This window comes from Kitasatospora sp. NPDC086009, assembly GCF_044540385.1.
Taxonomy (GTDB): Bacteria; Actinomycetota; Actinomycetes; order Streptomycetales; family Streptomycetaceae; genus Kitasatospora.
In genome coordinates, this window is the sequence record NZ_JBITSA010000021.1 from 1 (window position 1) to 26176 (window position 26176).

A 26176-nucleotide genomic window follows, 5' to 3' on the forward strand; every position below is an offset into this window, starting at 1 on the left:
ACCCGGAAGCTAAGCCTCACAGCGCCGATGGTACTGCAGGGGGGACCCTGTGGGAGAGTAGGACGCCGCCGAACAATCATTCCAAAGAACCCCCCCCGATCCTTACGGATCGGGGGGGTTCTTTGCGTTTCCGGGAAAGGCACGCCCAAGCGGTCCGGGGCCGACCGAAAGGCCGGCCCCGGCGTCGCCTGGTTACGAGTGGGGTGCGGCGGTGCCCCAGTTCGGGCGGCTCACCCACTGGTCGGCCGTTTCGGTGATCCGGGTGACGCCGGTGCCGTTGGTCTGCATCCGGTACAGGTCGGCGGTTCCGCCGGCGGGGGCCTGGGAGAAGACGATGGACGTGCCGTCGGGGGAGTAGGCGGCGGCCCCGTAGAACACCTCGGACGGACCGGGCGTCAGGGCGTCGATGGCGCTGCCGTCGGGCTGCACGGTGTAGATGCCGCCACCGGGGGTGTAGTCGGGGCCGGCCGGATAGGTGGTGAACAGGATCCGGGTGCCGTCGGGGGACCAGCTGGCGCGCTCACCGGCGCGCAGCTCCCACGGGGTGAGTCGGCGCAGGCCCGTGCCGTCGGCGTTGACGACGTAGAGGGCCCGGCCGCTGGCGGGCTGCCCGGTCGAGCTGGTCCGGTACTCGAAGACCAGTTGCTTGCCGTCGGGCGACCAGCTCGGATTGCGGACCTCGCCGGAGTACGGCGTGTCGTTGGTGAGGAAGGTCAGCCGCTGGGCGTTGGTGCCGTCGGGGCTCATCAGGTACAGGTCGGAGTACTGGATCTGCTGGGTGGACGAGTCGATCGCGCCCCAGGTGCGACTGAAGGCGAGCTGCTTCCCGTCGGGGGAGAAGGCGGGGCCGCTCTCCTGCTCGTTGGCGCAGTCGGCGGCGCCGGTCTCGCAGAGCTGGCCGATCTGGTGGGCGCCCTCGCCGTCGGCGGACACCGTCCAGAGCCGGGCCGCGCCGGTCTCGGTCTCGGTCCGGTCGAAGGCGAGGGTGCTGCCGTCGGGGGACCAGTCGGGGTGGTCGTCGCGGTCCTGGCCGGAGGGCCGGGTGAGCTGCTGCAGGGTGCCGCCGTCGGCCGTCACGGTGAAGACGGCGCTGGTGAGGCGTCCGGGGTCGAGGAAGACCCGGCCGGCGATCAGGCCGTTGTGGGCCGTGACGGGCAGGGCCGGTGCCGCGGCTCCGATCACGCCCGGGGTCGCGTTGGCGATGGCAGGGTCGGGAGTCGGGGTGGCGGACGGGGACTCCGCCCGGATCTCGCTGAGCGGGATCTCGCCGGGCTGGGCACCGCACCCGGCGAGCAGGGCGGTGCCCGCCAGCAGAAGGCCCGCACCTGCGCGGGCGCGGGTGCGGGCCGTGGTGGTGAGTGGCAGCAGCCGTGTGCCGGTCATCGGCGTGTCATCTCCGTCTCTGGTGCAGGACGAGGCCCCCGGGGGAGCTGTCACTGTGTCAGATCGGGAGGGCGGGCAGGCCGCCGACACGCGACGGTCCGTGGCCACTCGGTCGCACGGAGTATGAAGAATGGATTGTTGGGTTGACGGCGCGGAGCGCCCGGCCGGCCGCCGCCGGCCCGGGGGCGTCAGTCGCGGTTGGCCCGGCGCTCGGCCTCTGCCTCGTCCTCGGCCTCGGCGACCTCAAGGGTCGGCGCGGTGCCGCCGAGGTGGGCGGGCTGCCACCAGGTGTCCTCAGGCCCGCTCGGCTTGCCCGGGTACTCGCGCTGGGCCCGGTCGAGCATCTCGCTCATCGCGGCGCGCAGCCGGCGGGTGACCATCACGGGCTTGTCGCCGGGCGCCAGCTCGATCGGCTCGCCGATCATGATGGTCACGGGGACGTGGCGCTTGGTGAGGGTCTTCGGCCGGCCCTTGGTCCAGAGCTGCTGGGTGCCCCACAGGATGACCGGCAGCAGCGGGGCGCCGGAGTCGGCGGCCATCCGGGCGGCGCCGGTCTTGAACTTCTTCAGCATGAACGAGCGGCTGATGGTCGCCTCCGGGAACACCCCGACCATCTCGCCGGCGCGCAGGGCCCGCACGGCGGCCTCGTACGCGGGCTGGCCGTCGGTGCGGTCGACCGGGATGTGCTTCATGCCCCGCATCAGCGGGCCGGAGACGGCGTGCTTGAAGACGTCGTCCTTGGCCATGAAGCGGGTCTTGCGCTTGCCGCCGCGGAAGGCTCCGAGGCCGGCGAAGAGGAAGTCCAGGTAGCTGATGTGATTGCTCACCAGTACCGCTCCGCCCTGGGCGGGGATGTTTTCGGCGCCGACGATCCTGATGCGTACGTCGAGCGCGCGGAAGACGGTCAGTGCGGCGCCGATCACCGGCGGGTACACGAGCTCTGCCACGGTCAGTCCTGACTTCCCACGGGCCCTGGTGGCCCGGTCCGGCGGTACCCGTGTCGTACGTGGGGCCGACCGGAGGCGCGGCACGCCGCGGCGGCCACGGGTGATACACGGAAATGATCCCCCGAACGAGTGCCCGCTGTCACCTGAGGCGGGCGGTCGGGCGGGTGGCGGGTGTGTGACGTCCGTGATGGGCCGGCCGGGAACCTTTCCGGTCCGGTCAGGACGCGGCGTCCAGCCGGCCCTGGGAGCGGCGGAGGAGTAGGTACATCTCGCAGCCGAGGCAGTAGCCGAACACGGCGTTGAGGAAGGCGGCGGCGAGGGCGAACGCGGTGGCCAGCAGGCCGAGCCAGGTCACCCCGGTGAGGAAGCCGAGCGCGCCGACAGCGGCGAAGACCAGGCCGACGCCCTGGGCGAAGCGCGGCGGCCGCTCGTCCTCGGTCGCGGTGGGCGGTGCGAGCCGGGGCAGGAGCAGGGTCCGGTACAGCCAGTTGTACGGCGACCGGTGCAGGCCGCCGATGGCGCCGAGGCCGAAGACGATGCCCTGGAGGGTGAGCAGCAGGCCGCTGCCGCTGAGGAGGACGGCGCCGAGGACGGCCGCGCTGAGCGCGGCGGCGAACCTCGGGCCGCGGGGGTCTATCTGCAACGGGGGCTCCGGATCTGGATCGCAGAAGGGGGGACGGCAGGGCGCGTCAGTGACAGCGCGAGGCCGTGGCCCGGCACAGGTCGACCACCCGGCGGGTGGTCAGCAGCGGTCGTACCGGGCGGTCGGAGTCCACCCGGCGATCGTACGCGGGCTCCGCCCCGGCGGTCGACCACTCTGTCGGACTCCTGGGGGGTCGGGGCAGACTGGGGGGATGACCGGGTTGGTGGTGTGCGTCGTCGTGCTCGCGGTGGCGAGCGCGTTCGGGCTGCTGCGGGCCCAGCGCGACGGGAGGCTGCGGGTGCGGGCGAAGGACGGGGCGGTACGGCTCTCGGCGGCGGACCTGGGGGAGGCGCTGGGCGAGCGGGCCACGCTGGTGCAGTTCTCGACCGCGTTCTGCCAGCCCTGCCGGGCCACCCGACGGGTGCTCGGGGAGGTGGCGGGTCTGGTCGAGGGGGTGGCGCACATCGAGCTGGACGCCGAGGAGCGGCTGGCGCTGGTCCGCCGGCTGGAGATCCTGCGGACGCCCACGGTCCTGGTGCTGGACGCGGATGGCCGGGTGGTGCGCCGGGCGGCCGGGCTGCCGCGCAAGGCGGACGTGATCGCGGCGCTGGGCGAGGCGGTCTGATCCGCTCCGGGGGGTGCGGCGGCCCGGGTGGTGAATCCCACTCCCGATGCGCCGCCCCGTCGGGTGGTGTCGGCGGGACGCTGGGGCAGGATGAGGGCTGACGGCAGTGCGAGCCGTTCCGCGGGCCGTCCGGGCCGGGGGCCCTCAGGCCCTCGCGAGGCGGGCCGAGGGGCGGTCGGACGGGGCTCGGCGGCGTAAGCTACTGGCCAGTAGTGTCATTCGACTACTGGCGAGTATGCTGCCAGGAAGTTCCGGACCGGCACGGGAACACGCTGCCCGGAGCGGGTGCGTGCCGAGTTCGCGCCCGCTTGCACAGCCGCAGCCGCCGGACGAGACCAGTACAGGAGACAGGCCGTGAGCTTGAGGATCGTTGTCTGTGTGAAGTACGTGCCGGACGCGACGGGTGACCGTCGTTTCGCGGACGACCACACCACCGACCGGGAGGGTGTGGACGGCCTTCTGTCGGAGCTGGACGAGTACGGCGTGGAGCAGGCGCTGCGGATCTCCGAGGCGCACGGCGATGCCGAGGTGACGGTGCTGACGGTGGGGCCGGACGACGCCAAGGACGCGCTGCGCAAGGCGCTGTCGATGGGTGCGGACAAGGCCGTGCACGTGAACGACGACGACATCCACGGTACGGATGTGATCGGGACGTCGGCGGTGGTGGCGAAGGCGCTGGAGAAGACCGGGTTCGACCTGGTGATCGGCGGCATGGCGTCGACGGACGGCACGATGGGTGTGCTGCCGGCGCTGCTGGCGGAGCGGCTGGGTGTGCCGCAGCTGACGCTGCTGTCGGAGGTGTCGGTCGAGGGCGGTGTGGTGAAGGGCCGTCGTGACGGTGACGCGGCGACGGAGCTGGTGGAGGCGGCGCTGCCGGCGGTGGTGTCGGTGACGGACCAGTCGGGTGAGGCGCGGTACCCGTCGTTCAAGGGCATCATGGCGGCGAAGAAGAAGCCGGTGCAGTCGTTCGACCTGGACGATCTGGGCATCGAGGCCGGTGAGGTCGGTCTGGCGGGTGCGTGGACGGCGGTGGAGTCGGTGACGGCGCGTCCGGCGCGGACGGCCGGCACGGTCGTCAAGGACGAGGGTGAGGGCGGCAAGCAGCTCGCCGCGTTCCTCGCCGAGCAGAAGTTCATCTAATCCACGCAGTTTGCGTTCCAACGATCGATCAGGAGCAACGAATCATGGCTGAGATCCTGGTTCTCGTGGACCACGCCGACGGTGTGGTCCGCAAGCCGGCCCTCGAACTGCTGACCCTGGCCCGCCGGATCGGCGAGCCGTCGGCGGTCGTGCTGGGCGCCGGTGCGGCCGCGGCCGACCTGGCCGCCAAGGCCGGCGAGTTCGGTGCGGCGAAGGTGTACGTCGCGGACGGCGCGGAGTTCGCCGACCAGCTGGTCGTCCCGAAGGTGGACGCGCTGGCCCAGATCGCCAAGGCGACCGGTGCCGCGGCGGTGCTGGTCACCTCCTCCGGTGAGGGCAAGGAGGTCGCCGCGCGGGTCGCGCTGCGGATCGGCTCCGGCATCATCACCGACGCCGTCGACCTGGAGGCCGGTGCCGACGGCCCGGTCGCCACCCAGGCCGTCTTCGCCGCGTCCTTCCAGGTGAAGTCCAAGGTGTCGCACGGCGCCCCGGTCATCACGGTGAAGCCGAACGCGGTGGCCCCCGAGGCCGCTCCGGCCGCGGGCGCGGTGGAGAACGTCACCGTCGAGTTCACCGGCAACGCCGCCAAGGTCACCTCGCGCACCCCGCGGGTCTCCTCGGGGCGCCCGGAGCTGACCGAGGCCGCGATCGTGGTCTCCGGCGGCCGCGGCGTCGGCGAGGCGGCCGGCTTCGGCGTGGTCGAGGAGCTGGCCGACGCGCTGGGCGCGGCCGTCGGTGCCTCGCGCGCCGCCGTCGACGCCGGCTGGTACCCGCACAGCAACCAGGTCGGCCAGACCGGCAAGCAGGTCTCCCCGCAGCTCTACATCGCGGCGGGCATCTCGGGCGCGATCCAGCACCGGGCCGGCATGCAGACCTCGAAGACCATCGTGGCCGTCAACAAGGACCCGGAGGCCCCGATCTTCGAGCTGGTCGACTACGGCGTGGTCGGCGACCTCTTCGCCGTGCTGCCGCAGCTCACCGGCGAGGTCCAGGCCCGCAAGGGCTGACCGCACGGCGTCGGACCGACACTGCGCGAGGGCGCGCCCGGGAACCTTCCCGGGCGCGCCCTCGCGCTTTCGCGCGGGCGGATCCCCCGCTGCCGCGGTCCGTCCCCGTGGGCTCTGCGGGTGCCCGCCGCCGGGCCCGTAGAGTCGGACGCCGGACCGGCGGCGACAGGGCCGGCGGGGACAGAGCGCCACACCGCGACCAAGGGCGAGGGCAGACGCATGACACTCTTGACGGCACTTCAGGGCGACTTCGGCGACTCCGGCGACGCGCTCCGGATCGACGGGCGGGAGCTCTCCCGCGAGCAGCTGCTGGGAGCGGCGACCGCGGTGGCCGACCGGGTGGCCGGCGCCCCCGCGCTGGCGGTGCTCGCCCGGCCCACCGCCGAGACCGTCGTCGCGGTGGTCGGCGGGCTGCTGGCCGGCGTGCCCGTGGTGCCGCTGCCGCCCGACTCCGGGCCCAAGGAGCGCGCGCACATCCTGCGGGACTCGGGCGCCGTCCTGCTCGCGCACGCCGCCGGGGACACGGTGCCGGAGACCGGGGGAGTGTCGGCGCTGCCCGTCGACCCGGCCGAGCGCTCCGCCACCCGCCACGCCGAGCCCGCGCCGGACGCCACCGCGTTCGTGCTCTACACCTCGGGGACCACCGGCGCCCCGAAGGGGGCGATGATCCGGCGCTCCGCCGTCGCGGCCGACCTGGACGCGCTGGCCGAGGCCTGGCGCTGGACCGCCGACGACACACTGGCCCACGGTCTGCCGCTCTTCCACGTGCACGGCCTGGTCCTCGGCGTGCTCGGCGCCCTGCGCACCGGCAGCCGGCTGGTGCACACCGGGCGGCCCACGCCGGCGGGCTACGCGGCCGCCGGTGCCAGCCTGTACTTCGGCGTGCCCACGGTCTGGTCCCGGCTGGCCGCCGATCCGGAGGCGGCCGGGCAGCTCGCCTCGGCCCGGCTGCTGGTCTCCGGCAGCGCGCCGCTGCCGGTGCCGGTCTTCGGGAAGCTCGCCGCGCTGACCGGGCACGCTCCGATCGAGCGCTACGGCATGACCGAGTCGCTGATCACCCTCTCCACCCGGGCGGACGGCGAGCGCCGCCCCGGCAGTGTCGGGCTGCCCCTGACCGGCGTGCGGACCAGGCTGGTCGGCGAGGAGGGCGAGCCCGTCCCGCACGACGGCGAGAGCGTGGGCGAGCTGCAGGTCGCCGGGCCGACGCTGTTCACCGGGTACCTCAACCGGCCGGACGCCAACGGGGAGGCGTGGACGGCGGACGGCTGGTTCCGCACCGGGGACGTCGCCGTGATCGGCGAGGACGGCTTCCACCGGATCGTCGGCCGTGCCTCGGTGGACCTCATCAAGAGCGGCGGCTACCGGATCGGCGCCGGCGAGGTCGAGGCGGCGCTGCGCGACCACCCGGCGGTCGCGGACGCCGCGGTGGTCGGCGCGCCCGACGAGGACCTCGGCCAGGCGGTGGTCGCCTACGTCATCCCGGACGGCACGGTGACGGGGGACCAGCTGACGGCCTTCGTGGCGGAGCGGCTCTCGGTCCACAAGCGGCCGCGGCGGGTGGTGCTGGTGTCCGAACTGCCCAGGAACGCCATGGGAAAGGTGCTCAAGAAGCAGCTGCTGGCGGAGTCGGCACTCGGGTGACGGGAGGTCACCCGGTGACGGTCGTTCATCTCTTCGACCGTCACCCCGGCGGTCCTCCTCACCTTCCGTGAACCCTTCCTTTGGCGCACTCCACTGCGCGCTGTGAGCGGCCGCGTGCCTAACGTGACACGCAGGCAGAACTGAATCCCAGGGTGACGAGCCGCGGCCTCCGGTCGCAGGACCGGAAGCCGCGGCTCGTCACCGGGAACCCCTCTGCCCTCCCCGTTCAGTGTTCAGCCGGGGTTCAGCAGCGTCAGCGGTGCTGGGCAGTGCTGAGCCGCGTTCAGCAAAGGAAGACAGCAGGATGACGACCGTCAACACCGGCGCACCGGGTGCAGCCGACGACCCGACCGGGCAGACCGCCGCCACCACCGACGGGCCGGCGCGTGCCGCCCGGCCCTCCCGGGCGGCGCGGGTCCGTCGGGGGATAGGCATGGTGGCGGTGATCGCGGCCGGTGCCGGCGTGATCGGCCTCGGTACCGGGGTCAGCAGCGCGGCCGCCGAGCCGGCGCCGGCCCACGCGGGCTGGGACGGGTCGCGGTACTGGTTCAAGAACAGCCAGGGTCAGTGGCGCTGGACCAGCCACTACGACATCTACCAGGCCCGGAACGGGAGCGGTGCCAAGGCCGCGGCCCCGGCGGCCTCCTCGTCCGGGGGGATCACGCAGGGCTGGGACGGTTCGCGGTACTGGTTCAGGAACAGCCAGGGCCAGTGGCGCTGGACCACCCACTACGACGTCTACCTGGACCGGACGGGTGGCGGCTCCGCCGCCGGTTCGTCCTCCTCCTCGGGCTCGGCCGGGTCGTCCGCCGGCTCCGGCTCGGTGGCCGCCGACGGGGACGTCGAGACGGCGGTGCAGTTCGCTCTCGCCCAGCTCGGCAAGCCGTTCCGGACGGCCGGCAACGGGCCGGACGGGTACGACTGCTCGGGCCTGGTGCAGCAGGCGTTCAAGCGCGGCGGCATCGCGCTGCCGCGGGTGGCCAACGACCAGTACGAGGCGACCACGCCGGTCAGCGCCAGCCAGCTGCGCCGCGGTGACCTGCTCTTCTGGTCGGACGACGGCAGTGCCCGGGGCATCCACCACGTGGCGATCTACCTGGGCAACAACCAGTACGTGGAGGCCGCCCGGCCCGGCACCAACATCCGGATCTCGGGGCTCAGTAGCGGCTACTACCCGACGCAGATGGGCCGCCCCTGAGGAGCGTGCCCGCCGGGTGACGCCCGGCCGGTCGAGCGGCTGTCCGTACGCCGCCCGACCGGCCGGGCGTCCGGGTGCCTCGGCGCTTCCGCGCCTCGGCGCTTCAGGGATTCGGCGCTCTGTCGCCGGGTCGGGCCGTCAGGGGCGCCGGGTGGGGTGCCGGGTGGGGCGCGGGGGATGGGGAGCGTGGGGCGGGTGGGGGCGCGAGAGGTGTTCAAGGGGGCGCGCGTAAGGTAGGTGGCCGCCGGTGATCAGGGGCGTGCGGACCGGCGGTCGGGCAGGCGCGCGTACCGTGGTGCGGACCGCCTGGCCTGGGCACATGCCCCTGTCACACGGCGTGGCCGGGTTCGGCCGCCGGGCCCGGTCCGCAGGTATGGGGACCGGCGCGGCGGGGGTACCACCTCGGGTGGCGCTGGTACGGCTGACGGGGGCGCCGCCCGGTGCGAACGGCATCGGGGGAAGTCGAGGGGCAGGGGACGTTGTGATCGTCTGGGTCAATGGCACATTCGGGGCGGGCAAGACGACTGCCTGCCGTGAGTTGGTGGAGCTGCTGCCGGGGAGCACGCTGTTCGATCCCGAGCTCGTCGGGTTCGGGCTGCGCGACCTCCTGCCCGCGGACCGGCTGGCCGCCGTGTCCGACTTCCAGGACCTCCCGGCCTGGCGCCGGCTCGTCCCCGAGACGGCCGCCGCGCTGCTCGGCGAGGTGCCGGGGCCGCTGGTGGTCCCGATGACGCTGCTCCGGGAGGACTACCGCGACGAGATCTTCGGCTCGCTCGCCTCGAACGGCATCACGGTGCACCACCTGGTCCTGGACCCTGAAGAAACGATCCTGCGTGCGCGTATCGCCCAGCGGGACGAGTGCCCCGGCGATCCGGAGCGCAGCGAGCGCGTCCGGCAGTGGTGCCTGGAGCACCTGCCGCGGTACCGGGCCGCCCGCCGCTGGCTCATCGAGGACGCCCGGATGGTCGACAACGGCGAGCTGACCCCGCGCGAGACCGCCGCCCGGCTCGCCCAGCTCGTCCGTGACGGCTCGGCCCGCTGCCCGATCGTCCAGACCCCGGACCCGACCGGGGACACGGTGGCCTCCGCCGTGCTGTTCTTCGACGAGCAGGACCGGGTCCTGCTCGTCGACCCGGTCTACAAGCCGGACTGGGAGTTCCCGGGCGGGGTCGTCGAGCGCGGCGAGGCACCGACCGACGCCGCCCTCCGGGAGACCGCCGAGGAGCTGGGGCTGCGGCTCGACCCGGGCACGCTGCGGCTGCTCGCCGTCGACTGGGAGCCGCGCACCGGCCCGCGCCGCGGCGGCCTGCGACTGGTCTACGACGGCGGCCTGCTGGACGCCGCCGCCCGGCAGAACCTGCTGCTCCAGCAGGAGGAGCTGCGCGGCTGGCGCTTCGTCAGCCTGGACGAGGCCGCCGGTCTGCTGCCCCCGGGCCGGTACCGGCGGCTGGCGGCCGCGCTGGACGCCCGCCGCAGCGGCGAGTTGCGCTACCTGGAGGCCGGCCGCCGGGCCGGTCTCGGCCTGGCCAGGGCGGCGGACGCGGCGTAGCGCCCGTCGTGGTGCCCGCGGCCGCGAGCCGGCGGGGCCGCCCCCGGTGCGGTTCGGGTGTGCCGGGCGGGGCGGGGGCGGGAGGATGGGGCCATGCCGTTCACACTGAGCCATCCGGCCGCCGTCCTGCCCCTGCTGCGCGCGGCGGGGGCGCGCGGCCCGCTGGTGGCCTCGGCGCTGGTCGCCGGGTCGATGGCGCCCGATGTGCCGTTCTTCCTGGAGTCGTTGCTGCCCGGCGTCTACGGGCAGGGCGGGACGACCCACCGCTGGTGGGCGGTGCCCACCGTGGACGTGGCGATCGCGGGCGTCCTGGTGGCCGGGTGGCACGGGCTGCTGCGCGCCCCGCTGCTCGCCCTGCTGCCCGAGCGGTGGGCCGGCGCGGCCGAGGCGCTGACGGTCCGGCGGGGCGGCGGCGCGAGTGCGGCCTGGTTCGCCGGCTCGGCGGCGCTGGGCGCGGCCACCCACGTCGGCTGGGACGCCTTCACCCACGAGGGCCGGCTGGGCGTCCGCCTGCTGCCGGTGCTGGACCGGACGGTCGCCGGGCTGCCGCTGTACACCGTGCTGCAGTACGGCAGTTCGGCGCTGGCACTGGCGGCGCTGGCCGGGCACCTGGCGCGGGCGGCCCGCGCGGTGGAGCCGGTCCGGCCCGCCCCGGCGCTCCCCGCGGGGGCCCGGCGGGCCGCCGTGGCGGTGCTCGGCGCGGCCACGGCGGCCGGGGTGGTGCACCGGCTCGTCCCGCTGCGGCGGAACCCGATCCCGGAGTTCTGCTTCGGGGCCGGCGCCGGCCTCGCGGCCGGAGCGGTCGGGTACGCGCTGGTGCACGCGGTCGCGGGGCGGGTGGCGGGCCGGCGGCGGGCGGCCGGGCGGCTGCCGGTGTGACGGCCGCCCGGCGCACCGGGGCGCCGTTGCACCGGCAGGGCGGGGCCGGGGCTCAGACGGAGCGCAGCTCGGCGTACCGGCGCAGGAAGAGCGCCTCGGTCAGCGCCATCCGCTCCAGCTCCCGCGGGTCGACGCTCTCGTTGACCGCGTGGATCTGGGTGGTCGGCTCCTCGACGCCGATCAGCACGATCTCGGCCTGCGGGTAGAGCGACTGCAGGGTGTTGCAGAGCGGGATCGAGCCGCCCTCGCCGGAGGCGACCATCGGCGTGCCGAAGGCCTCGGCCATCGCCGCGCCCATCGCCTCGTAGGCCGGGCCGGAGGTGTCGGCGGCGAACGGCTCACCGGCGCCCTGCCGTTCGATCCGCAGCCGGGCACCGGCCGGTGCCTGCGCCTCCAGGTGGGCGATCAGCGCGTCCTGCGCGGCGAGGGCGTCGCCGCCCGGCGGCACCCGCAGGCTGACCAGCGCCTTGGCGGCGGCCTGGACGGAGGAGGTGGCGCCGATCACCGGCGGGGCGTCGATGCCGTGGACGGTGACGGCCGGGCGGGCCCAGAGCCGGTCCGCGACGGTGCCGGTGCCGGTCAGCGCCACGCCGTCCAGCACCTTGGCGTCGGCGCGGAACTGCTCCTCGGGGTACTGCACCCCGGGCCAGGTCTGGTCGCTGGCCAGGCCGGCCACCGCGACGTCGCCGTGTTCGTCGTGCAGCGAGGCCAGCATCCGGACCAGGCCCTGCAGGGCGTCCGGGGCGGCGCCGCCGAAGGCCCCCGAGTGCAGGTTTCCGGCCAGGGTGGTGAGCGACACCTCGACCATCGTCATACCGCGCAGGGTGGCCGTGACGGTCGGCAGGCCGGCGGTGAAGTTGCCGGTGTCGCCGATGACGATGGCGTCGGCCGCGAGCAGCTCGGGGTGCGCCTGGGCGTACTGCTCCAGGCCGCCGGTGCCCTGCTCCTCCGAACCCTCGACGATGATCTTCAGCCCGACCGGGTAGCCGCCGTCAACCCGGCGCAGCGCCCGCAGGGCCGTCAGGTGCATCAGGATGTTGCCCTTGCAGTCGGCCGCGCCGCGCCCGTACCAGCGGCCGTCCCGCTCGGTCAGTTCGAAGGCCGGGCTGAGCCAGGCGTCCTCGTCGAGCGGGGGCTGCACGTCGTAGTGGGAGTAGAGCAACACGGTCGGCGCGCCCTCGGGGCCGGGCAGCTCGGCGTAGACGGCCTGGGTGCCGTCGGGGGTGTCCAGCAGCTGCACCTTCGTCAGGCCCTCGGCGGCGAAGGCGTCCGCGACCCAGCGGGCGGCGCCGCGGCACTCCTCGACCGGGAACTGGCGGGGGTCGGCCACCGAGCGGAACGCGACCAGTTCGGCGAGGTCGGTGCGGGCACGGTCCATCAGGGACCGGACGGCGTCGGCCAGGGGCTGCTGCGGCATCGGGGGCTCCGGTGGTGGTGGTCCGGCCCGGAGGGTGTTCCGGGCGGACGGTGCTGACAGGGGGATATGTCGATCATAGGCGGATCGAACGGGCGGTCCGGAGGGCCGTCCGGGCGTTCGGGGCGGCGCGACGGACGGTGGCTCCGGAGGACGCATAGGATTGCTCGACGTGACTGACTCCGGAAGCTCCGATTCCCGTAGCCCGCTCGACGCCGAGGCGCCCGGACAGCCGTCCGAGCCGCAGCCCGCCCCGCCGCGGGACGGGCCCGATCCGCTGGACGGCGTCTGGGACGTCGTCGTGGTCGGCGCCGGACCGGCCGGGGCCTCGGCCGCGCAGGCCGCCGCCGCCCAGGGGCGCCGCGTCCTGCTGCTCGACAAGGCCGAGCACCCCCGGTACAAGACCTGCGGCGGGGGCATCATCGGCCCCTCCCGGGACAGCCTGCCGCCGGGCTTCCGGCTGCCGCTGCAGGACCGGGTGCACGCCGTCACCTTCGCGTACGGCGGCCGGTTCACCCGGACGCGGCGCTCGAAGCGGATGCTGTTCGGGCTGGTCAACCGGGACGAGTTCGACCTGCGCCTGGTCCAGGCGGCCAAGCAGGCGGGGGCGGTGCTGGTCACCGGAGTGACCGTCACCGGCGTCGAGCAGCGCGGCGGCGAGCACCGCACGGCCGTGGTCACCGCCGCCGACGGGCGCACGTTCGAAGCGCGGGCGGTGGTCGGCGCGGACGGCAGTGCCAGCCGGATCGGGCGGCACGTCGGCGTCTCCTTCGACCAGATCGACCTCGGGCTGGAGGCGGAGATCCCCGTCCCGGCGGAGGTCGTGGCGGACTGGGCCGGCCGGATCCACCTCGACTGGGGTCCGCTGCCGGGCAGTTACGGCTGGGTGTTCCCGAAGACCGAGTCGAACAGCCTGACCGTCGGCGTCATCTCGGCGCGCGGCGACGGCGAGCGGACCAAGCAGTACCTGGCCGACTACATCCGCCGGCTCGGGCTGGCCGGGTTCCCGCCGAGCGTGGAGTCCGGGCACCTGACCCGCTGCCGGGCCGAGGACTCGCCGCTCTCGCGCGGCCGGGTGCTGGTCGCCGGGGACGCGGCCGGTCTGCTGGAGCCGTGGACCCGCGAGGGCATCTCGTACGCGCTGCGCTCGGGCCGGCTGGCCGGGGAGTGGGCGGTCAAGGTGGCCGAGGCGGGCACCGCGGCCGAGGTCCGCCGCGAGGCGCTGAACTACGCGTTCGCGATCAAGGCCGGGCTGGGCGTGGAGATGCGGGCCGGCAAGCTGATGCTGGCCGCCTTCGAGCGCCGTCCGTACCTGTTCCACGCGGCGGTCTGCCTGGTCGCCCCGGCCTGGCGGGCGTTCGCCCGGACCACCCAGGGCCACACCACCTTCGCCCAGGTGCTGCGCCAGTACCGGGCGGCCCGCAAGCTGACCTCGCTCGCCTCGCGGTAGCGGGCGGGGCTCCCGCGGGCCGGCGTCGGCCGGTCCGCGGGGGCCTCTTCGTGCGGTTCGTTCCGAGGGCGGCGCCGGCCCGGGGACCGGCGCCGCCCGGGCTCACTTCAGCCCGGTGTCGAGCGCCGTCATGAGGGCGCCGTTCGGGGTGTCGCCGGTCATCTCCCAGATCATCGCGCCGAGCAGGTTCTTCGACTTCAGGTAGGTCGTCTTCTGGCCGATCGACCAGGCGTCGTCGAAGGTCCACCACTGCCCGCCCGCACCCGTGTACCCGTACGTGGCGATCGACTGGGTGTCGTGGTGGACGGTGAGGTTGGGGAAGGTGGTGATCAGGTTGTTGTACCCGCGGGTGCCGGCCTCCTCGGCGAACTGGCCGGGCGCCGCGCCGGTCGCGCTCTGCCACTCGCCCGCCGCGCCGCCGTCCGCCACGCCCTGCCAGCCGCGTCCGTAGAACGGGAAGCCGATGGTGAGCTTGCGCGGGTTGACCCCGGCGGAGAGGTAGGCCTGGACGGCCGCGTCCACGCTGAAGTGGAACGGGTACGGGTCCTGGCCGTCGGCGTACAGGTTGGCCTGGTGCCCGGCCCGGTTCGGCTCCCAGGAGTTGTCGCTGCCGGCGCCGTGGAAGTCGTAGCCCTGGACGTTGGCGATGTCCAGGTAGTTGAAGATCTTCGAGAGGTCCCAGCCCTGGCCGATCTTGACCGGGTCGGCCGGGGTGAAGGCGGTCAGCAGCTTGTGGGAGCCGCCGAGCGCGTCGAGCTGCTTGCGGAACTCGGCCAGCAGCAGGGTCAGGTTGGCCTTGTCGGCCGTGCTGTAGTGGTTGCCGGCGTGGCCGTCGGCGGAGCCGGGCCACTCCCAGTCGAGGTCGATGCCGTCGAAGATCCCGGCCGCCACGCCGTCACCGCCGGCGCCGTTGTAGAGCGGCAGGTTGCCCCTGATCCAGGTGTCGACGCAGGACTTCACGAACTTCTGCCGGGAGGCCTCGGTGGCGGCCGCGTCCGAGAAGTACTTGGAGTACGTCCAGCCGCCGAGCGAGACGACCACCTTGAGGTTGGGGTACTTGGCCTTGAGCTTCTTCAACTGGTTGAAGTTGCCGCGCAGTTTGCCCCAGCCGTCGTCGGCCACGCCGTCCACGGACTGCGCCGCGCTCATCGGGCGGGCGTAGTCGGCGTCGGCGTCGCCCGCGCCGGTGCCCTGGTCCGGGTCCTGCGGATCGGCCGTGGTGCCCTTGGTGACGCCGGCCAGGCAGGTCAGGTTGACCGGATCGATGTTCTCGAAGGCGTAGTTGATGACGTCGAGCTTGGCCGCGCTGCCCGAGGTGTCGAGGTTCTTCACGAAGTACTGGCGGCCGTAGATGCCCCACTGGGTGAAGTAGCCGACCCGGGCGTACTTCCCGGCCCCGACCAGGTCGGAGGTGGTGACGGCGAGCGCCGCGGAGGCGGGGGAGGCGTTGTCGGCGCCGTCGCGGGCCTTCACGGTGAAGGTGTAGGCCGTCGACGGGGAGAGGCCGCTGACGGTGGCGGTCAGGGTGCTGCCGGTCACCGTCCTGACCAGCGCGGGGCCCTGGTAGACGTCGTAGGCGGCCACCCGCTGGTTGTCGGTGGCGGCGTTCCAGGCCAGCGTCACGTCGGTGGAGGTCACCGCGGTGGCACGCAGGCCGGTGGGCGCCGTCGGCGGGACGGGGTCGGTGGCCGGGTCGAAGGTGGCGGCCGTGACGGACGCGCTCGACGGGCCGGTGTTGCCCCGGGTGTCCTTGGCGCGCACCGCCAGGGTGTACGAGGTGGCGGGGGTGAGCCCGCTGACCACGGTGTCGGTGGTCGCGGCGGCGGCCAGTACGGTGCTGCCGCTCAGGACCTCGTAGGAGGCGACCGGGAAGTCACCGCCGGTGGCGGCCGGCCACTTCAGTGCCAGGCTGTGCGCGGTCGACTCGGTGACCACCGGCGTGCCGGGGGCGGACGGCAGGACGTCCGAACTCCCGTCGCACTTGTCGCCGTTGATCCGGCAGCCGGTCGGCGTGCCGATCGGGCCGTTGGCCACGAACCAGAAGCTGTACGGCTCGGTGGTGCCGTGCGCCGGGACGCTCGCGTTGTAGAAGGCGTTGGTGGCGGTGACGTGCCGGCCGGTGGTGGTCGCGGTGCCGTTGTAGCTGTTCTGGACGGTCACGCCGGCCGGGAGGTCGAACTCCAGCGTCCAGCCGGAGACGGCGGCGGCGTTGTCGTTGCGGACGATGTAGGTGCCCTTCCACCAGGAGCCGTTGTCGGCGGTGGTGAAGGTGGCGGTCAGTTTTCCGGCCGCGTGCGCCGGGGCGGCCAGCGCGGTGAGCGCGGCCAGTGGCAGGAGCAGGGCGGAGAGCAGCGCCAGCAGTCTGCTGCGCGCTCGCGGGCGTCGGGCCCGGGGTCGAGCGGACATGGTTCTCCCTGTGACTGTGGGGGGTTGAACAGGGCGACGTAGAACCGTACGGGTGGTGCCGCGGCCGTGGTGCGTGGCCGACCGGTGCCCGCGCCGTGGGGAGACGGGGGCATGGGCACTGTAGGAGGACTGGACCAATGCGTCAACAGGTCTGTACCAATTGGGAGTTGGTGCGGGCGGGCTAGCCCCGGCGCGGATGCCCGGTCAGCTCGTCGCCGAGCGGGCTGCGGCCGTAGAGCACCGAACGGCCGTGCCGGGCCCGGGTGACCAGGCCGGTCCGGTGCAGGACCGCCAGGTGCTGGCTGACGGCGCCCGGTGTGACGCCCAGGCGGTAGGCCAGCTCGGTGGTGGAGGCCGGCTCGGCGAGCAGCGCCAGCAGCCGGGCCTTGGGCGCGCCGAGCAGCAGCTCCAGCGCGCGCGGGGTGACCGGGGCGGTCGGCGCGGCCATCCCCGCCCGGCCGCGGGCCGGGTAACTGATCTGCGGCGGACGGTCATTGCTGATCATCGTGATCGCGCCGCGGGCGAAGAAGGTCGGGACCAGCACCAGCCCGCGGCCGTCCACGGTGATCTCGCCGTCCCAGTCCGTCCAGCGGCGGTTGATCGAGAGCAGGCCGTCCGCCCAGTGCAGCCGGTGGTCCAGGTCGGCGAAGAGCGCCGCGGCGCCCTGCTGGGACAGCACCCGCGCCCGGTAGACGAGGTCCGCCTCCAGAACGGCGCGGGCCCGCGGCCACCAGGCGGGGGCCAGGCAGCGCTCCCAGTACTCCTCCAGCGCGTCGGCGATCCGGGCCAGCAGCCGGACCGGATCGGCGAGCCCGGCCGCCAGCGGGGCGGGCAACGGCCGACCGTGCGGCAGGAAGGTCTGCTCCAGTTCGGCGCGCAGCTGCTCGGGCGGCAGCGCCCGGACCACGGCCAGCTCGGCCCGGAAGTCCGGCGCGGGGACGGACGGGCGGGGCGTCAGGAAGTCGGGAATCCACCGGTTGGCGGCGACCAGGGAGAGCAGCAGCCCGGAGTCCAGCCGTTCGAAGCTCGGGCGCAGCCGCTCGAAGGCGGCCGACTGCAGCGGGTAGACGCCGGGGTGGGTCCACATCCGCAGGCTGAGCGCGGCCTCCTGGATCGGCGAGCAGGCGAACCAGGTGGTGGCGAGATCGGCCAGATCCAGCCTGAACCGGTGCAACTCCGACCCCGTCCCTCCAGCTGCTTTGAGGCAGAGCCTAAATCATTACTGCGGACGCCGGGGACGCGGTGGGATCGGGGCATGAACACCTCACCGGCGTCGTCCGCCGCGCCTTCGCCCGTCGCCGGCCCGGCCGGTCCCCCGGATCCGCCACCGCCCTCGGCCGCGTCGGATTCCTCGGCCGCGGGTGGTACCTCGGCCGCGGGTGGTACCTCGCAGCCGGGCCCGGTCGGCCGGCCCGCCGGGGGCTCGCGGCTGCTGCACCCCGACCCGATGGTGCGCCGGCTCGCCGGGATCACCCTCGTCAACACCGTCGGCAGCGGGCTCTCGCTCGCCGTCGGCGTGCTCTTCTTCACCCGCGTCCTCGGACTGAGCGCCGCCCAGCTCGGGATCGGGCTCACCGCCGCCGGCCTCTGCGGCGTCGCCGCCAGCGTGCCGGCCGGGCGGGCGGCCGACCGCTGGGGAGCGCGGCCGGTGCTGGTGGTCCTGATCACGGTGAACGCGCTGGGCACCGCCGGCTACGCCCTGGTGCACAGCTACCCGGCGTTCCTGGCGCTGGCCTGCGTGGTGAGCGCGGCCGACCGCGGCGCGGCCGCCGTGCGGAACGCGCTCTACGCCGAAGTGCTGCCCGCCGACCGCAGGGTCGCCGGCCGGGCCTATCTGCGGGTGGTCACCAACGTAGGCCTCTGTCTGGGGACGGCGCTCGGCGCCGTCGCACTCCAGGTGGACAGCCGGCCGGCCTATCTGACGGCGATCCTGGCCGACGCCCTCTCGTACCTGGTGGTCGCGGCGCTGTTCCACCGGCTGGCCGTCCCGGCCAGGGTCCGCCCGGCGGCCCGCCCGGTGGCGGGCGACGGACCGGGCGAGCCCGCCGGCCGGCGGCGCAACCCCGCCCTGCGGGACGGGCCGTTCCTGGTGGTGACCGTGCTGAACGCGCTGCTCTGCCTGCAGTTCGCGATGCTGGAGGTGGGTGTGCCGCTCTGGGTGGTCCAGCACACCGAGGCGCCCCGGATCACCGTGGCCGGCACCCTGATCGTCAACACCGTGCTGGTGATAGCCCTGCAGGTGCGGGCCACCCGGGGCACCGAGGACCCGGCGACGGCCGCCCGGCTCTGCGGCCGGGCCGGGCTGATCCTGGCGGCCTCCTGCCTGGTGCTCGCCCTCGCCCACGGGCTGCCCGCGGTGGTCGCCGCCGTGCTGGTGCTCGCCGGGGTGGCGCTCCAGGCGTTCGGCGAGGTGCTGAGCCAGGCCGGCGGCTGGGCGCTCAGCTACGACCTGGCCGGGGAGCGCGACCACGGCGCCTACCAGGGCGTCTACAACGCCGGGTCGGCCGCCTCGCTGATGATCGGCCCCGCCGTCGTCAGCACCGCCGTGGTCGGGTGGGGCCTGTTCGGCTGGGTCGCCCTCGGCGTGCTGCTCGCCGGGGCGGGCCTCGCCATGGGGCCCGCCGTCCGGTGGGCCCGGGGCCGCGAAGGGGCCACCGCGGGGTAGGCCGGGTCGCCCGGCGCTCCGGCCCCCGGGGAGCCGGACGGTCAGCGGGTGGCCGGTCGGTCAGCGGGTGGCCGGTCGGTCAGCGCTGCTCCGGGACCAGGGCGAGCGCCTCCACCTCGATCAGCACCTCGGGCAGGAACAGCGCGGCGACCTGCACCGCCGAGCTCGCCGGGAGCGGGGTCGAGCCGAAGTACGCGTCCCGGGCCTCGCGCACGGCGGGCATGAACGCCATGTCGGTGACGAAGTAGGTCAGCTTGACGACGTCGGCGAAGCCGGCCCCGGCGGCGGCCAGGCAGCGGCCCAGGTTCTCGAACACCTGGCGCGCCTGCGCCTTCGGGTCGCCGGCCCCGACCAGGTGCCGCTGTTCGTCGAACGCGACCTGGCCGGAGACGGCCACCAGGCGGCCGGTGCCGGTGACGACCTGGGTGTAGCCGGTGCCGGGGGCGACCCCGGGCGGCTCGGCGATGTGGGTGAGGTGCGGGCGCTGGGAAGTCATGACCCCATCGTGGCCGACGGGTGATCAGATGCACCAGGGCCTTCGCCCGCCGCCGCTCAGCGGACCACCTCGGGCAGGGCCCGGCCGTACCGCCGGTCCGCCTCCGGGAGGTCGGCGGCCGGTCCGCCGGCCCGCAGCACCACCTCCAGCACCGCCGCCGGGTCGCAGGCGTAACCGCCGCTCGCCCACGCCGGGTTGGCCTCCACCACCGCCCAGCGGCCGGAGTCCAGCGGGCCGACGTCGATCACCACGGCGCTCGGCAGCGCCCCGGCCGAGGCGGCCAGCACGTCCGCGGCGAAGGCCGTCACCTCGGCCCGGTACCGGTCCTCGGGCAGCGGGGCGGTGTCCAGGTCGCCGTCCACCGCGTAGCGCGAGGCGGTGAGCACCTCGCCGTCCAGGACGAACAGCCGGTACTCGCGGCGGAACCGGACCACCTCGCTGGCCAGCACGGGGGTGTCGTCGTCCAGCGCGTCCGGGCCGGGCAGGCCGGAGCCGTCCGGGTAGATCCGGGCGGGGAACAGCTTGTCGCCCGGCGGCTTCAGGAACATCGGGCGGCGCAACAGGCGGGCCGCGGCCAGCGTGGTGAGGGTGACCGACCGGCCGGTCAGCTCCGCCGGCAGGCGGGCCGGCCAGTCGTCCGGCGGCTCCAGCAGCGCCAGGTCGAAGGCGGCGCCGACCGCGTCGCCGAACAGCGGACCGCCGTAGAGGTGCACCGGCGAGCCGATCAGCTCCTCGGGCGCGCGCCAGGCCGTCGCGGTGTGCGCGCGCAGGCCGCGGCGGCCGGCGGCGGTGCGCAGCTGCAGGCCGGTCTCGTTGATCCGGGGTGCGAGCAGGAGGACGGCGTCGGTGGTCATGGCCCGATGCTGCCGTGGCGGACGGCCGCCCGACCACCGGATTTCGGCGCGACGGGGTGACGGGGCTCGCGGCGGGTGGCTCTGGCCGAGCGGCGGGTGGGCGTGTCAGAGTCGACCGGGCGCCGTCCGAGCAGGGCGGCCGCCACGCAATCCGACCCACCCTCAGCCGGAAAGCAGGCCCGCACCGATGACCCGCGAAGTGCCCTTCGTCCGTGTCGCCACCACCGATGCCGTCACCACGCTGACCCTCGACTCGCCGCACAACCGCAACGCGCTCTCCACCCGGCTGATGGCCGAGCTGACCGCCGCCCTGGCCGCCGCCGCGGCCGACCCGGACGTCCGCGCGGTGGTGCTCGGCCACACCGGCAAGGTGTTCTGCGCGGGCGCGGACCTCTCCGAGGCGACCGGTACGGACCCGACGGTGGGCCCGCGCGGCCTGGTGGACCTCCAGCGGGCCATCGTGGACTGCGCGAAGCCGGTGATCGCGGTGATCGACGGACACGTCCGGGCGGGCGGCCTCGGGCTGGTCGGCGCGGCCGACCTCGCCCTGGCCGGCCCGGCCGCCACCTTCGCGTTCACCGAGGTCCGGCTCGGCCTGGCACCCGCCGTCATCTCGCTGCCGCTGCGGCCCAAGCTGGACCCGCGCGCCGCCTCCCGCTACTACCTGACCGGCGAGGTCTTCGACGCCGCCGAGGCCGCCCGGATCGGGCTGATCACCGAGGCGTCGGACTCCGCGGAGTCCACCGGAACCGCGCTGAAGGGCCTGCTGGACGCCCTGCGGCTCGGGTCGCCGCAGGGCCTCGCGCAGTCCAAGCGGCTGGCCAACGCCGAGGTGGTGCGCTCCTTCGAACGGGACGCGGACGAACTGGTCCAGCTCTCGGCGCGGCTGTTCGGCTCGGACGAGGCGCAGCAGGGCATGCGGGCGTTCCTGGAGAAGCGGCCCGCGCCCTGGGCGCGCTGAACCCCGGCCGGGGTCAGCTCCAGCGGACGACCGCCGTCTCCCGCCAGAGGTCCAGCAGCGCCCGGTCCCCGGTCAGCTCGACCCGCTCGGCGGGCAGCCGGTTCCAGAGCAGCAGGTAGAGGTCGCGGGCCGGGCCGCTGACCGTGAGGTCGGCCGGGCCCGCGGCCCCGGCCGCCCGGCGGGTGACGGTGAGCGGCTCCCGGCTGATGGTGAGCAGCCAGGAGTCGGGCCCGTCGGTCGGTATGCCGCCGGGTGCGGGGTCGGTGGGCCCGGCGCTCGGCGTGACGTCGCCGGGTGCGGGGTCGGTGGGCCGGATCAGCACGGTGCGCGGCTGTTCGCTGCGCACCCGGGCGCGGCCGCGGGACATGAAGCCCGCCAGCAACTCGTCGATCCCGTCCAGGGCCAGGCCGGTGGCGACCCGGGGGCCGTCCGCCCCGGCGGCCGCGTCCGCGTCGAAGCGGTGCACCGCGGTCTCGTGCGCCTGACGGCGGGCCCAGAACGCCAGCGGGGTCGGCGCGGGCAGGAAGCTCCAGCACTCCAGGTCGGCCGGGGCCGCCGCGAGCGCCGCCACCAGGGCGGCGTGGCCGGTCCGGAACCAGTCGACCAGCGCCGCGTCCGAGGGCTCCGGTCCCCAGGCGGCGCGCTCGCCCTCGGCGTCCAGCGGCTCCCGGTGGCCGTCCCGCACGAGGGCGGTGGCCCAGCGGTGGACCTGGCCGGTGTGCAGGACGAGGTCGCGCAACTGCCAGTCGGGGCAGGTGGGGACGGGGGCTGCGAGGTCGGTGCGGGCGGCCGCGTCGGCCAGCAGGACGCCCTCGCGGCGCAGCGCGTCGATGTGCTCGATGATCTCCATGGTCGACGAGTGTCGCACCGCTCGCGGATTTCGGACACGGTACGGGCGCCCCTCCGGGACGGGTGTGATGTTGGCCGCCTCCTCGGTGACGGCGCCGGGGCGACCGGTAGCGTGGCGGCATGTCGATCACCAGTTCCCTGTTCTCCGCCGCCCGGGCGGGCAGCCGACGCGTCGCGGGCCGCCTCGTCCACCGGGGCTGGACGTGGGTTCAGCGGGCCGGTGCGGTGTCCAGCGAGAGCCCCGGTCCGTACCGGTTCGGCGAACTGGGCGCGGGGACGAAGCTGACCTTCCCGCTCGGGGCGATCTTCAACGAGCGGTGGATCACGATCGGCCCGTTCTCGATCATCGGCGAGCGCGTCACCATCAGCGCGGGCTTCCTGCCCGGCCTCGACCTCGGGCCGGACCCGATCGTGCGGATCGGCGGCGGCTGCGTGATAGGCCGTGACAGCCACATCGTCGGCCACCAGTCGATCGTGCTCGGCGACGACGTCTGGACCGGCCCGGGCGTCTACATATCCGACCAGGCCCACGAGTACCGCGCGACCGATCTGCCGATCGGCAAGCAGTGGCCGCGCAACGAACCGGTCGAGATCGGCGGCGGCAGCTGGATCGGGACCGGCGCCGTGATCCTCCCCGGCGCCCGGCTCGGCCGCAACGTGGTGGTCGCGGCCGGCTCGGTGGTGCGCGGTGAGATCCCCGACCACAGCGTGGTGGCCGGAGCCCCCGCGAAGATCGTCCGGCGCTGGACCGCCGAGGAGGGCTGGCAGCCGCCGTTCCGAACCGACCCGCCCAACCCCTTGCCGGACGGCATCACCGCCGACCAGCTGCGCGCGCTCGCCGGGTGGGACCTGCGGCTCCCCGGCGAGACGGGGGTGTGAGGCACGGCGGTCGGCGGGGCCGAAGGAGGGCGGCGTCGGCGGGAACGGCGGGCTGGGGGTCGAGGGCTGAGGGCTGCGGCGTCGGCGCCAGGCGGGTCCGGCCGTCAGGCGGGCCCGGCCGGTCAGGCCGGCTCCTGGGCGCGCTCGGCGTCCCGGGCGGCGATGGCGGCGGTGATCCGGAGCAGGTCGGCGGGCCGGGTCGGGTCGAGGCCGGTGAGGACGGCCACCCGGCGCAGCCGGTAGTCGACGGTGTTCGGGTGCAGGTGCAGGGTGCGGGCCGTGTGGCGGCGGTTGAGGCCGCCGGCCAGGTGGGTGCGGAGCGTGGCGAGCAGTTCGCCGCCGTCCTCCAGGGGCGCGAGCAGTGAGGCGAGCCGGGATCTCGCCTGGCTCGGCCGGCTGAGCTGGTACTCCAGCAGGACGTCGTCCAGGCGGTGCAGCCCGGGCGGGCGGGCGAAGGCCCGCGCCACCTCCAGCACTTCGGTGGCGAGCACGGCCGCCGCCGCCACCCCGGCGGGCGCGGCGACGGCCGCCCCGGCCCGGACCGGGACCCCGGCGGCCCGGGCGGTGCCCGCCACGGTGTCCGCGAGGCGCTGCCACATGTCGGCCGGGACGGCGTCCGGCCGGCACTCCAGCGGGATCAGCACCGGACCCCCCGAGGAGGAGAGCGCGGTGAGCGCCGACTGCCGGGTGCGGTGGTCGAGTTCGGTGCGCAGCCGGCGCAGCTTGCGGTGGCCGGCCACGGTCCGGTCGACGCCGGGCGCCCGCTCGTCGGGGTGGTCGGCGACGGCGAGGCAGAGCACGGCGTAGGAGGGCGGCAGCCGGAGCCCGGCCCTGGTGGCGGTCTCCTCGGCGGGGGCGCCGTCGAGCAGCGCGGTGAGCAGGGCGAGGCGGGCGGCCCGCTGCTCGTCGGCGAGGGTGCGGCGTTCCTCGACGTACCCGGCGCCGGCGGCGGAGGTGGCCTGGCGGAGCTGGTCGAGCAGCAGCCGGTTGAGCACCAGCAGGTCGGCGGCGTCGTCGTCGTGGGCGTCCCTGGTCACCAGCTCCCAGCAGACCTCCATCCCGAGGTGGTGGGCGAGCAGGACGGCGTCCAGCGGCAGGCCCTCCTCCGCCCGCCGGGCGGCGGCCTCGCGGACGGAGGTGAACTCCTCGTCGTCGGCGGGGTTCCCGGTGCGGACGGCCTGGGCGAGGGCGCGGATCCGGCGTTCGGTGACCTGGCTGAGTTCGCCCGCCACCTGCTCGTGCGGCAGGCGGCGGTAGGTCGGCACCCGGGCGAGCAGGGTGGCGATGACGGCCTCGACCAACTCGGGTACGGCGCCGAGCAGCCGCTGGTCGGCGGGCACTCCGCCGATCAGCGGGATCCGCCAACCGGGGGCGCAAGCGGGTGAATTGTGACCGGTCACAGAAAACACCGTCCAGGTCTGGGGGACACCCAAGGGCCGGGCCGGAGGGGCGACCGCATGATGGAGGCACTCGGGTTACCTGTTGGTAACAAACTTCCGTTGTGGAGGCAACAGTTGAGAACCCCACTTCTCCGCTCCGCCGCCGGACCGGTACGCCGCAGACTCCTCGGAGCACTCGGCTCGGCCCTGCTGGCCGGTGCGCTGCTCGCCGGCGCCCCCGCCACCGCCGCACACGCCGCACCGGACGCGACCCCCACCGCGTCCGGCGTGGCGGCCCAACTGCCCCCCGACGGCGACTCGGTGGCCTCGCCGCCGGGTGCCAACGACTGGGCCTGCAAGCCGACGGCGGCCCACCCCGATCCGGTGGTCCTGGTGCACGGCACCTTCGCCAACCGCTACGAGAACTGGCTGGTGCTCTCGCCCCTGCTGAAGAGCCAGGGTTACTGCGTCTTCGCCCTGGACTACGGCATGGTCCCCGGCATCACCTCCTCCGGCAGCGGCCTGGTGCTGCCGATCGGCGGGCTCGGTCCGGCCGCCGAATCGGCCGCGCAACTCGGCCGCTTCGTCGACCTGGTGCGCGGCGCGACCGGCGCGGCGAAGGTCGACCTCGTCGGCCACTCGCAGGGCGGCATGCTCCCGAACTACTACGTGAAGTTCCTCGGGGGTGCGTCGAAGGTCGACAAGTTGATCGGCCTGGCGCCGTCCAACCACGGGACGACGCTCGACGGCATCGCCAACCTCGCCCCGTACCTCCCCCGGGTGGCCGAGCTGATCTACACGGCCTGTCCGGCCTGCAAGGACCAGGTGGTGGACTCCGCCTTCAACCGGAAGATGGCGACGGTGGCGGACACCGTGCCCGGCGTCCGCTACACGGTGATCTCGACCGTGTACGACGAGGTCGTCACGCCGTACCGGACGCAGTTCCTCAGCGGCCCGAACGTGAACAACGTCGTTCTGCAGGACCGTTGTCCGCTCTCGCTCGCCGAGCACGTGGCCATCGCCTTCTCGCCGACCGCGTTGCACCTGGTCACCAACGCGCTCGACCCGGCCCACGCGTCCCCGGTGTACTGCGGCTGACGCGCCGTCCGGCCGCCGGGTGTGGCGGGCCGCCCGCACAGGAAGCCGGACCCGCCGACTTCCTGTGCGGTGGTGTGTCCTGGGCGGGTGTGCCGTGCGGTGTCAGGCGGGCGGCGAGCGGAAGGTGACGGCGGCGGTCACGCCGTCGGGCCGGAGCTCGTACGGGCCGGGCCCGGCCGGCAGGGCGGCGTCGTAGCGGTCGAGCACGGTGTCGCCGACGGTGGCGCGGCCGGCCAGGCAGACCAGCAGGACGGTGCCACCGGCCGGGACGTCCACGGTGCGCGGCCCGGTGGTCAGCGCGAGGTCGGCGCTGATGCGCCCGCGACGGGTCATCACGTTGAAGTCCACCACCGGGCCGCCGAGCAGTCGGCAGCCCGTGTCGGCCTCGCCGGAGAACGCGAACGGGCGGAACGGGGTGTCGACGAGGTGCTCGGCACCGTCGACGGTCAGGGCCATACCGGGGCCCTCGACCAGGGTGATCACCCGGTCGACACCGGGGAACGCGGAGAACGGCCCGGCGGAGGCGACGTCGGCGAGGCTGACCCGCCAGTCGAAGGCGTCCAGCCCGGCCCCGGCGGGGAACCCGGCGACCTCCCTGGTCACCCCGCCCCCGTTCAGCCACGCCGTCGCCGGGCGCTCGTCCGCCCGCAGTACCTGGATCCGCCCGCTCGTCGTCATGGCCGCATCCTGTCACGGGGCGGGACGCGGGAGTG

General features: G+C 74.7%; 23 protein-coding genes. 12 read left to right on the plus strand and 11 right to left on the minus strand.

The window, feature by feature from the left end:
• Positions 1-192: 192 nt before the first annotated feature.
• The 3 genes from ACIF6L_RS33075 to ACIF6L_RS33085 all read right to left on the minus strand — a co-directional run bounded on the left by ACIF6L_RS33075 (position 193) and on the right by ACIF6L_RS33085 (position 2973).
• Positions 193-1383 carry a TolB family protein gene (locus ACIF6L_RS33075; protein WP_396491938.1) on the minus strand — a complete coding sequence of 397 codons (1191 nt, stop codon included), beginning with the start codon at positions 1381-1383 and terminating at the stop codon, positions 193-195.
• 188 nt (positions 1384-1571) lie between these two features.
• Positions 1572-2330 carry a lysophospholipid acyltransferase family protein gene (locus ACIF6L_RS33080; protein ID WP_329490782.1) on the minus strand — a complete coding sequence of 253 codons (759 nt, stop codon included), beginning with the start codon at positions 2328-2330 and terminating at the stop codon, positions 1572-1574.
• A 217-nt stretch (positions 2331-2547) separates the two neighbouring features.
• A complete protein-coding gene (locus ACIF6L_RS33085; protein WP_396491939.1) occupies positions 2548-2973 on the minus strand; it encodes a DUF4395 domain-containing protein in 426 nt (141 codons plus the stop codon).
• Positions 2974-3184: 211 nt separating this feature from the next.
• On the opposite strand from ACIF6L_RS33085, the gene ACIF6L_RS33090 reads away from it, so the two are divergent.
• The 7 genes from ACIF6L_RS33090 (at position 3185) to ACIF6L_RS33120 (ending at position 11012) form a co-directional block, all read left to right on the plus strand.
• A complete protein-coding gene (locus tag ACIF6L_RS33090) occupies positions 3185-3598 on the plus strand; it encodes a TlpA family protein disulfide reductase (RefSeq protein ID WP_396491940.1) in 414 nt (137 codons plus the stop codon).
• Between the two features lie 354 nt (positions 3599-3952).
• Positions 3953-4738: an electron transfer flavoprotein subunit beta/FixA family protein gene (locus ACIF6L_RS33095; protein WP_329490785.1), complete on the plus strand. Its 786-nt coding sequence runs from the start codon at positions 3953-3955 to the stop codon at positions 4736-4738.
• A gap of 44 nt (positions 4739-4782) precedes the next feature.
• The gene (locus ACIF6L_RS33100) at positions 4783-5745 is read left to right on the plus strand and encodes an electron transfer flavoprotein subunit alpha/FixB family protein (protein WP_329490786.1); all 963 of its coding nucleotides are present in this window, start codon (positions 4783-4785) and stop codon (positions 5743-5745) included.
• 219 nt (positions 5746-5964) lie between these two features.
• A complete protein-coding gene (locus ACIF6L_RS33105; RefSeq protein WP_396491311.1) occupies positions 5965-7386 on the plus strand; it encodes an acyl-CoA synthetase in 1422 nt (473 codons plus the stop codon).
• Between the two features lie 304 nt (positions 7387-7690).
• Positions 7691-8584 carry a C40 family peptidase gene (locus tag ACIF6L_RS33110; RefSeq protein WP_396491312.1) on the plus strand — a complete coding sequence of 298 codons (894 nt, stop codon included), beginning with the start codon at positions 7691-7693 and terminating at the stop codon, positions 8582-8584.
• Between the two features lie 481 nt (positions 8585-9065).
• Complete coding sequence (locus ACIF6L_RS33115; protein ID WP_329490790.1) at positions 9066-10133, plus strand: NUDIX domain-containing protein; 1068 nt, start codon at positions 9066-9068, stop codon at positions 10131-10133.
• A gap of 93 nt (positions 10134-10226) precedes the next feature.
• Positions 10227-11012 carry a DUF4184 family protein gene (locus ACIF6L_RS33120; protein WP_396491313.1) on the plus strand — a complete coding sequence of 262 codons (786 nt, stop codon included), beginning with the start codon at positions 10227-10229 and terminating at the stop codon, positions 11010-11012.
• Positions 11013-11064: 52 nt separating this feature from the next.
• On the opposite strand, the gene ACIF6L_RS33125 is transcribed toward ACIF6L_RS33120, so the two are convergent.
• A complete protein-coding gene (locus ACIF6L_RS33125) occupies positions 11065-12429 on the minus strand; it encodes a dipeptidase (protein WP_359808439.1) in 1365 nt (454 codons plus the stop codon).
• Positions 12430-12598: 169 nt separating this feature from the next.
• On the opposite strand from ACIF6L_RS33125, the gene ACIF6L_RS33130 reads away from it, so the two are divergent.
• A complete protein-coding gene (locus ACIF6L_RS33130; RefSeq protein ID WP_396491314.1) occupies positions 12599-13876 on the plus strand; it encodes a geranylgeranyl reductase family protein in 1278 nt (425 codons plus the stop codon).
• Between the two features lie 102 nt (positions 13877-13978).
• On the opposite strand, the gene ACIF6L_RS33135 is transcribed toward ACIF6L_RS33130, so the two are convergent.
• Positions 13979-16282, minus strand: coding sequence for a glycosyl hydrolase family 18 protein (locus tag ACIF6L_RS33135; RefSeq protein WP_396491315.1), 2304 nt, complete (start codon positions 16280-16282; stop codon positions 13979-13981).
• 181 nt (positions 16283-16463) lie between these two features.
• The gene (locus ACIF6L_RS33140; protein ID WP_359808437.1) at positions 16464-17456 is read right to left on the minus strand and encodes an ArsR family transcriptional regulator; all 993 of its coding nucleotides are present in this window, start codon (positions 17454-17456) and stop codon (positions 16464-16466) included.
• A gap of 81 nt (positions 17457-17537) precedes the next feature.
• Between ACIF6L_RS33140 and ACIF6L_RS33145 the strand changes: the two genes are divergently transcribed.
• Positions 17538-18947: an MFS transporter gene (locus ACIF6L_RS33145; RefSeq protein WP_396491316.1), complete on the plus strand. Its 1410-nt coding sequence runs from the start codon at positions 17538-17540 to the stop codon at positions 18945-18947.
• Between the two features lie 79 nt (positions 18948-19026).
• Here ACIF6L_RS33145 and ACIF6L_RS33150 read toward each other — a convergent pair whose 3' ends face one another.
• Positions 19027-19443, minus strand: a complete 417-nt coding sequence (locus ACIF6L_RS33150) for a RidA family protein (protein ID WP_329490796.1) — start codon at positions 19441-19443, stop codon at positions 19027-19029.
• A gap of 56 nt (positions 19444-19499) precedes the next feature.
• Positions 19500-20297 carry an ATP-grasp domain-containing protein gene (locus tag ACIF6L_RS33155; protein ID WP_329490797.1) on the minus strand — a complete coding sequence of 266 codons (798 nt, stop codon included), beginning with the start codon at positions 20295-20297 and terminating at the stop codon, positions 19500-19502.
• Positions 20298-20484: 187 nt separating this feature from the next.
• Between ACIF6L_RS33155 and ACIF6L_RS33160 the strand changes: the two genes are divergently transcribed.
• Positions 20485-21258 (plus strand): enoyl-CoA hydratase family protein, encoded by a 774-nt coding sequence (locus ACIF6L_RS33160; RefSeq protein ID WP_396491317.1) that lies wholly within the window; start codon positions 20485-20487, stop codon positions 21256-21258.
• A 13-nt stretch (positions 21259-21271) separates the two neighbouring features.
• Here the strand turns inward: ACIF6L_RS33160 and ACIF6L_RS33165 are convergent, their stop codons facing one another.
• Complete coding sequence (locus ACIF6L_RS33165) at positions 21272-22108, minus strand: maleylpyruvate isomerase N-terminal domain-containing protein (RefSeq protein ID WP_396491318.1); 837 nt, start codon at positions 22106-22108, stop codon at positions 21272-21274.
• Between the two features lie 119 nt (positions 22109-22227).
• On the opposite strand from ACIF6L_RS33165, the gene ACIF6L_RS33170 reads away from it, so the two are divergent.
• A complete protein-coding gene (locus ACIF6L_RS33170; RefSeq protein ID WP_329490800.1) occupies positions 22228-22986 on the plus strand; it encodes a DapH/DapD/GlmU-related protein in 759 nt (252 codons plus the stop codon).
• Positions 22987-23108: 122 nt separating this feature from the next.
• Here ACIF6L_RS33170 and ACIF6L_RS33175 read toward each other — a convergent pair whose 3' ends face one another.
• A complete protein-coding gene (locus ACIF6L_RS33175; protein WP_396491319.1) occupies positions 23109-24386 on the minus strand; it encodes a PucR family transcriptional regulator in 1278 nt (425 codons plus the stop codon).
• 114 nt (positions 24387-24500) lie between these two features.
• Between ACIF6L_RS33175 and ACIF6L_RS33180 the strand changes: the two genes are divergently transcribed.
• Complete coding sequence (locus ACIF6L_RS33180; RefSeq protein WP_359808426.1) at positions 24501-25463, plus strand: alpha/beta fold hydrolase; 963 nt, start codon at positions 24501-24503, stop codon at positions 25461-25463.
• A gap of 102 nt (positions 25464-25565) precedes the next feature.
• Here the strand turns inward: ACIF6L_RS33180 and ACIF6L_RS33185 are convergent, their stop codons facing one another.
• Positions 25566-26141, minus strand: a complete 576-nt coding sequence (locus ACIF6L_RS33185; protein ID WP_396491320.1) for a HutD family protein — start codon at positions 26139-26141, stop codon at positions 25566-25568.
• Positions 26142-26176: the final 35 nt, after the last annotated feature.

Excerpts from the sequence above, each read along its gene's own strand:
- ACIF6L_RS33150 (WP_329490796.1), bottom strand. The coding sequence starts at position 19,443 with ATGACTTCCCAGCGCCCGCACCTCACCCACATCGCCGAGCCGCCCGGG.
- ACIF6L_RS33090 (WP_396491940.1), top strand. The coding sequence starts at position 3,185 with ATGACCGGGTTGGTGGTGTGCGTCGTCGTGCTCGCGGTGGCGAGCGCG.
- ACIF6L_RS33165 (WP_396491318.1), bottom strand. The coding sequence starts at position 22,108 with ATGGAGATCATCGAGCACATCGACGCGCTGCGCCGCGAGGGCGTCCTG.
- ACIF6L_RS33075 (WP_396491938.1), bottom strand. The coding sequence starts at position 1,383 with ATGACCGGCACACGGCTGCTGCCACTCACCACCACGGCCCGCACCCGC.
- ACIF6L_RS33155 (WP_329490797.1), bottom strand. The coding sequence starts at position 20,297 with ATGACCACCGACGCCGTCCTCCTGCTCGCACCCCGGATCAACGAGACC.
- ACIF6L_RS33160 (WP_396491317.1), top strand. The coding sequence starts at position 20,485 with ATGACCCGCGAAGTGCCCTTCGTCCGTGTCGCCACCACCGATGCCGTC.
- ACIF6L_RS33120 (WP_396491313.1), top strand. The coding sequence starts at position 10,227 with ATGCCGTTCACACTGAGCCATCCGGCCGCCGTCCTGCCCCTGCTGCGC.
- ACIF6L_RS33100 (WP_329490786.1), top strand. The coding sequence starts at position 4,783 with ATGGCTGAGATCCTGGTTCTCGTGGACCACGCCGACGGTGTGGTCCGC.
- ACIF6L_RS33125 (WP_359808439.1), bottom strand. The coding sequence starts at position 12,429 with ATGCCGCAGCAGCCCCTGGCCGACGCCGTCCGGTCCCTGATGGACCGT.
- ACIF6L_RS33185 (WP_396491320.1), bottom strand. The coding sequence starts at position 26,141 with ATGACGACGAGCGGGCGGATCCAGGTACTGCGGGCGGACGAGCGCCCG.
- ACIF6L_RS33110 (WP_396491312.1), top strand. The coding sequence starts at position 7,691 with ATGACGACCGTCAACACCGGCGCACCGGGTGCAGCCGACGACCCGACC.
- ACIF6L_RS33135 (WP_396491315.1), bottom strand. The coding sequence starts at position 16,282 with ATGTCCGCTCGACCCCGGGCCCGACGCCCGCGAGCGCGCAGCAGACTG.
- ACIF6L_RS33105 (WP_396491311.1), top strand. The coding sequence starts at position 5,965 with ATGACACTCTTGACGGCACTTCAGGGCGACTTCGGCGACTCCGGCGAC.
- ACIF6L_RS33145 (WP_396491316.1), top strand. The coding sequence starts at position 17,538 with ATGAACACCTCACCGGCGTCGTCCGCCGCGCCTTCGCCCGTCGCCGGC.
- ACIF6L_RS33170 (WP_329490800.1), top strand. The coding sequence starts at position 22,228 with ATGTCGATCACCAGTTCCCTGTTCTCCGCCGCCCGGGCGGGCAGCCGA.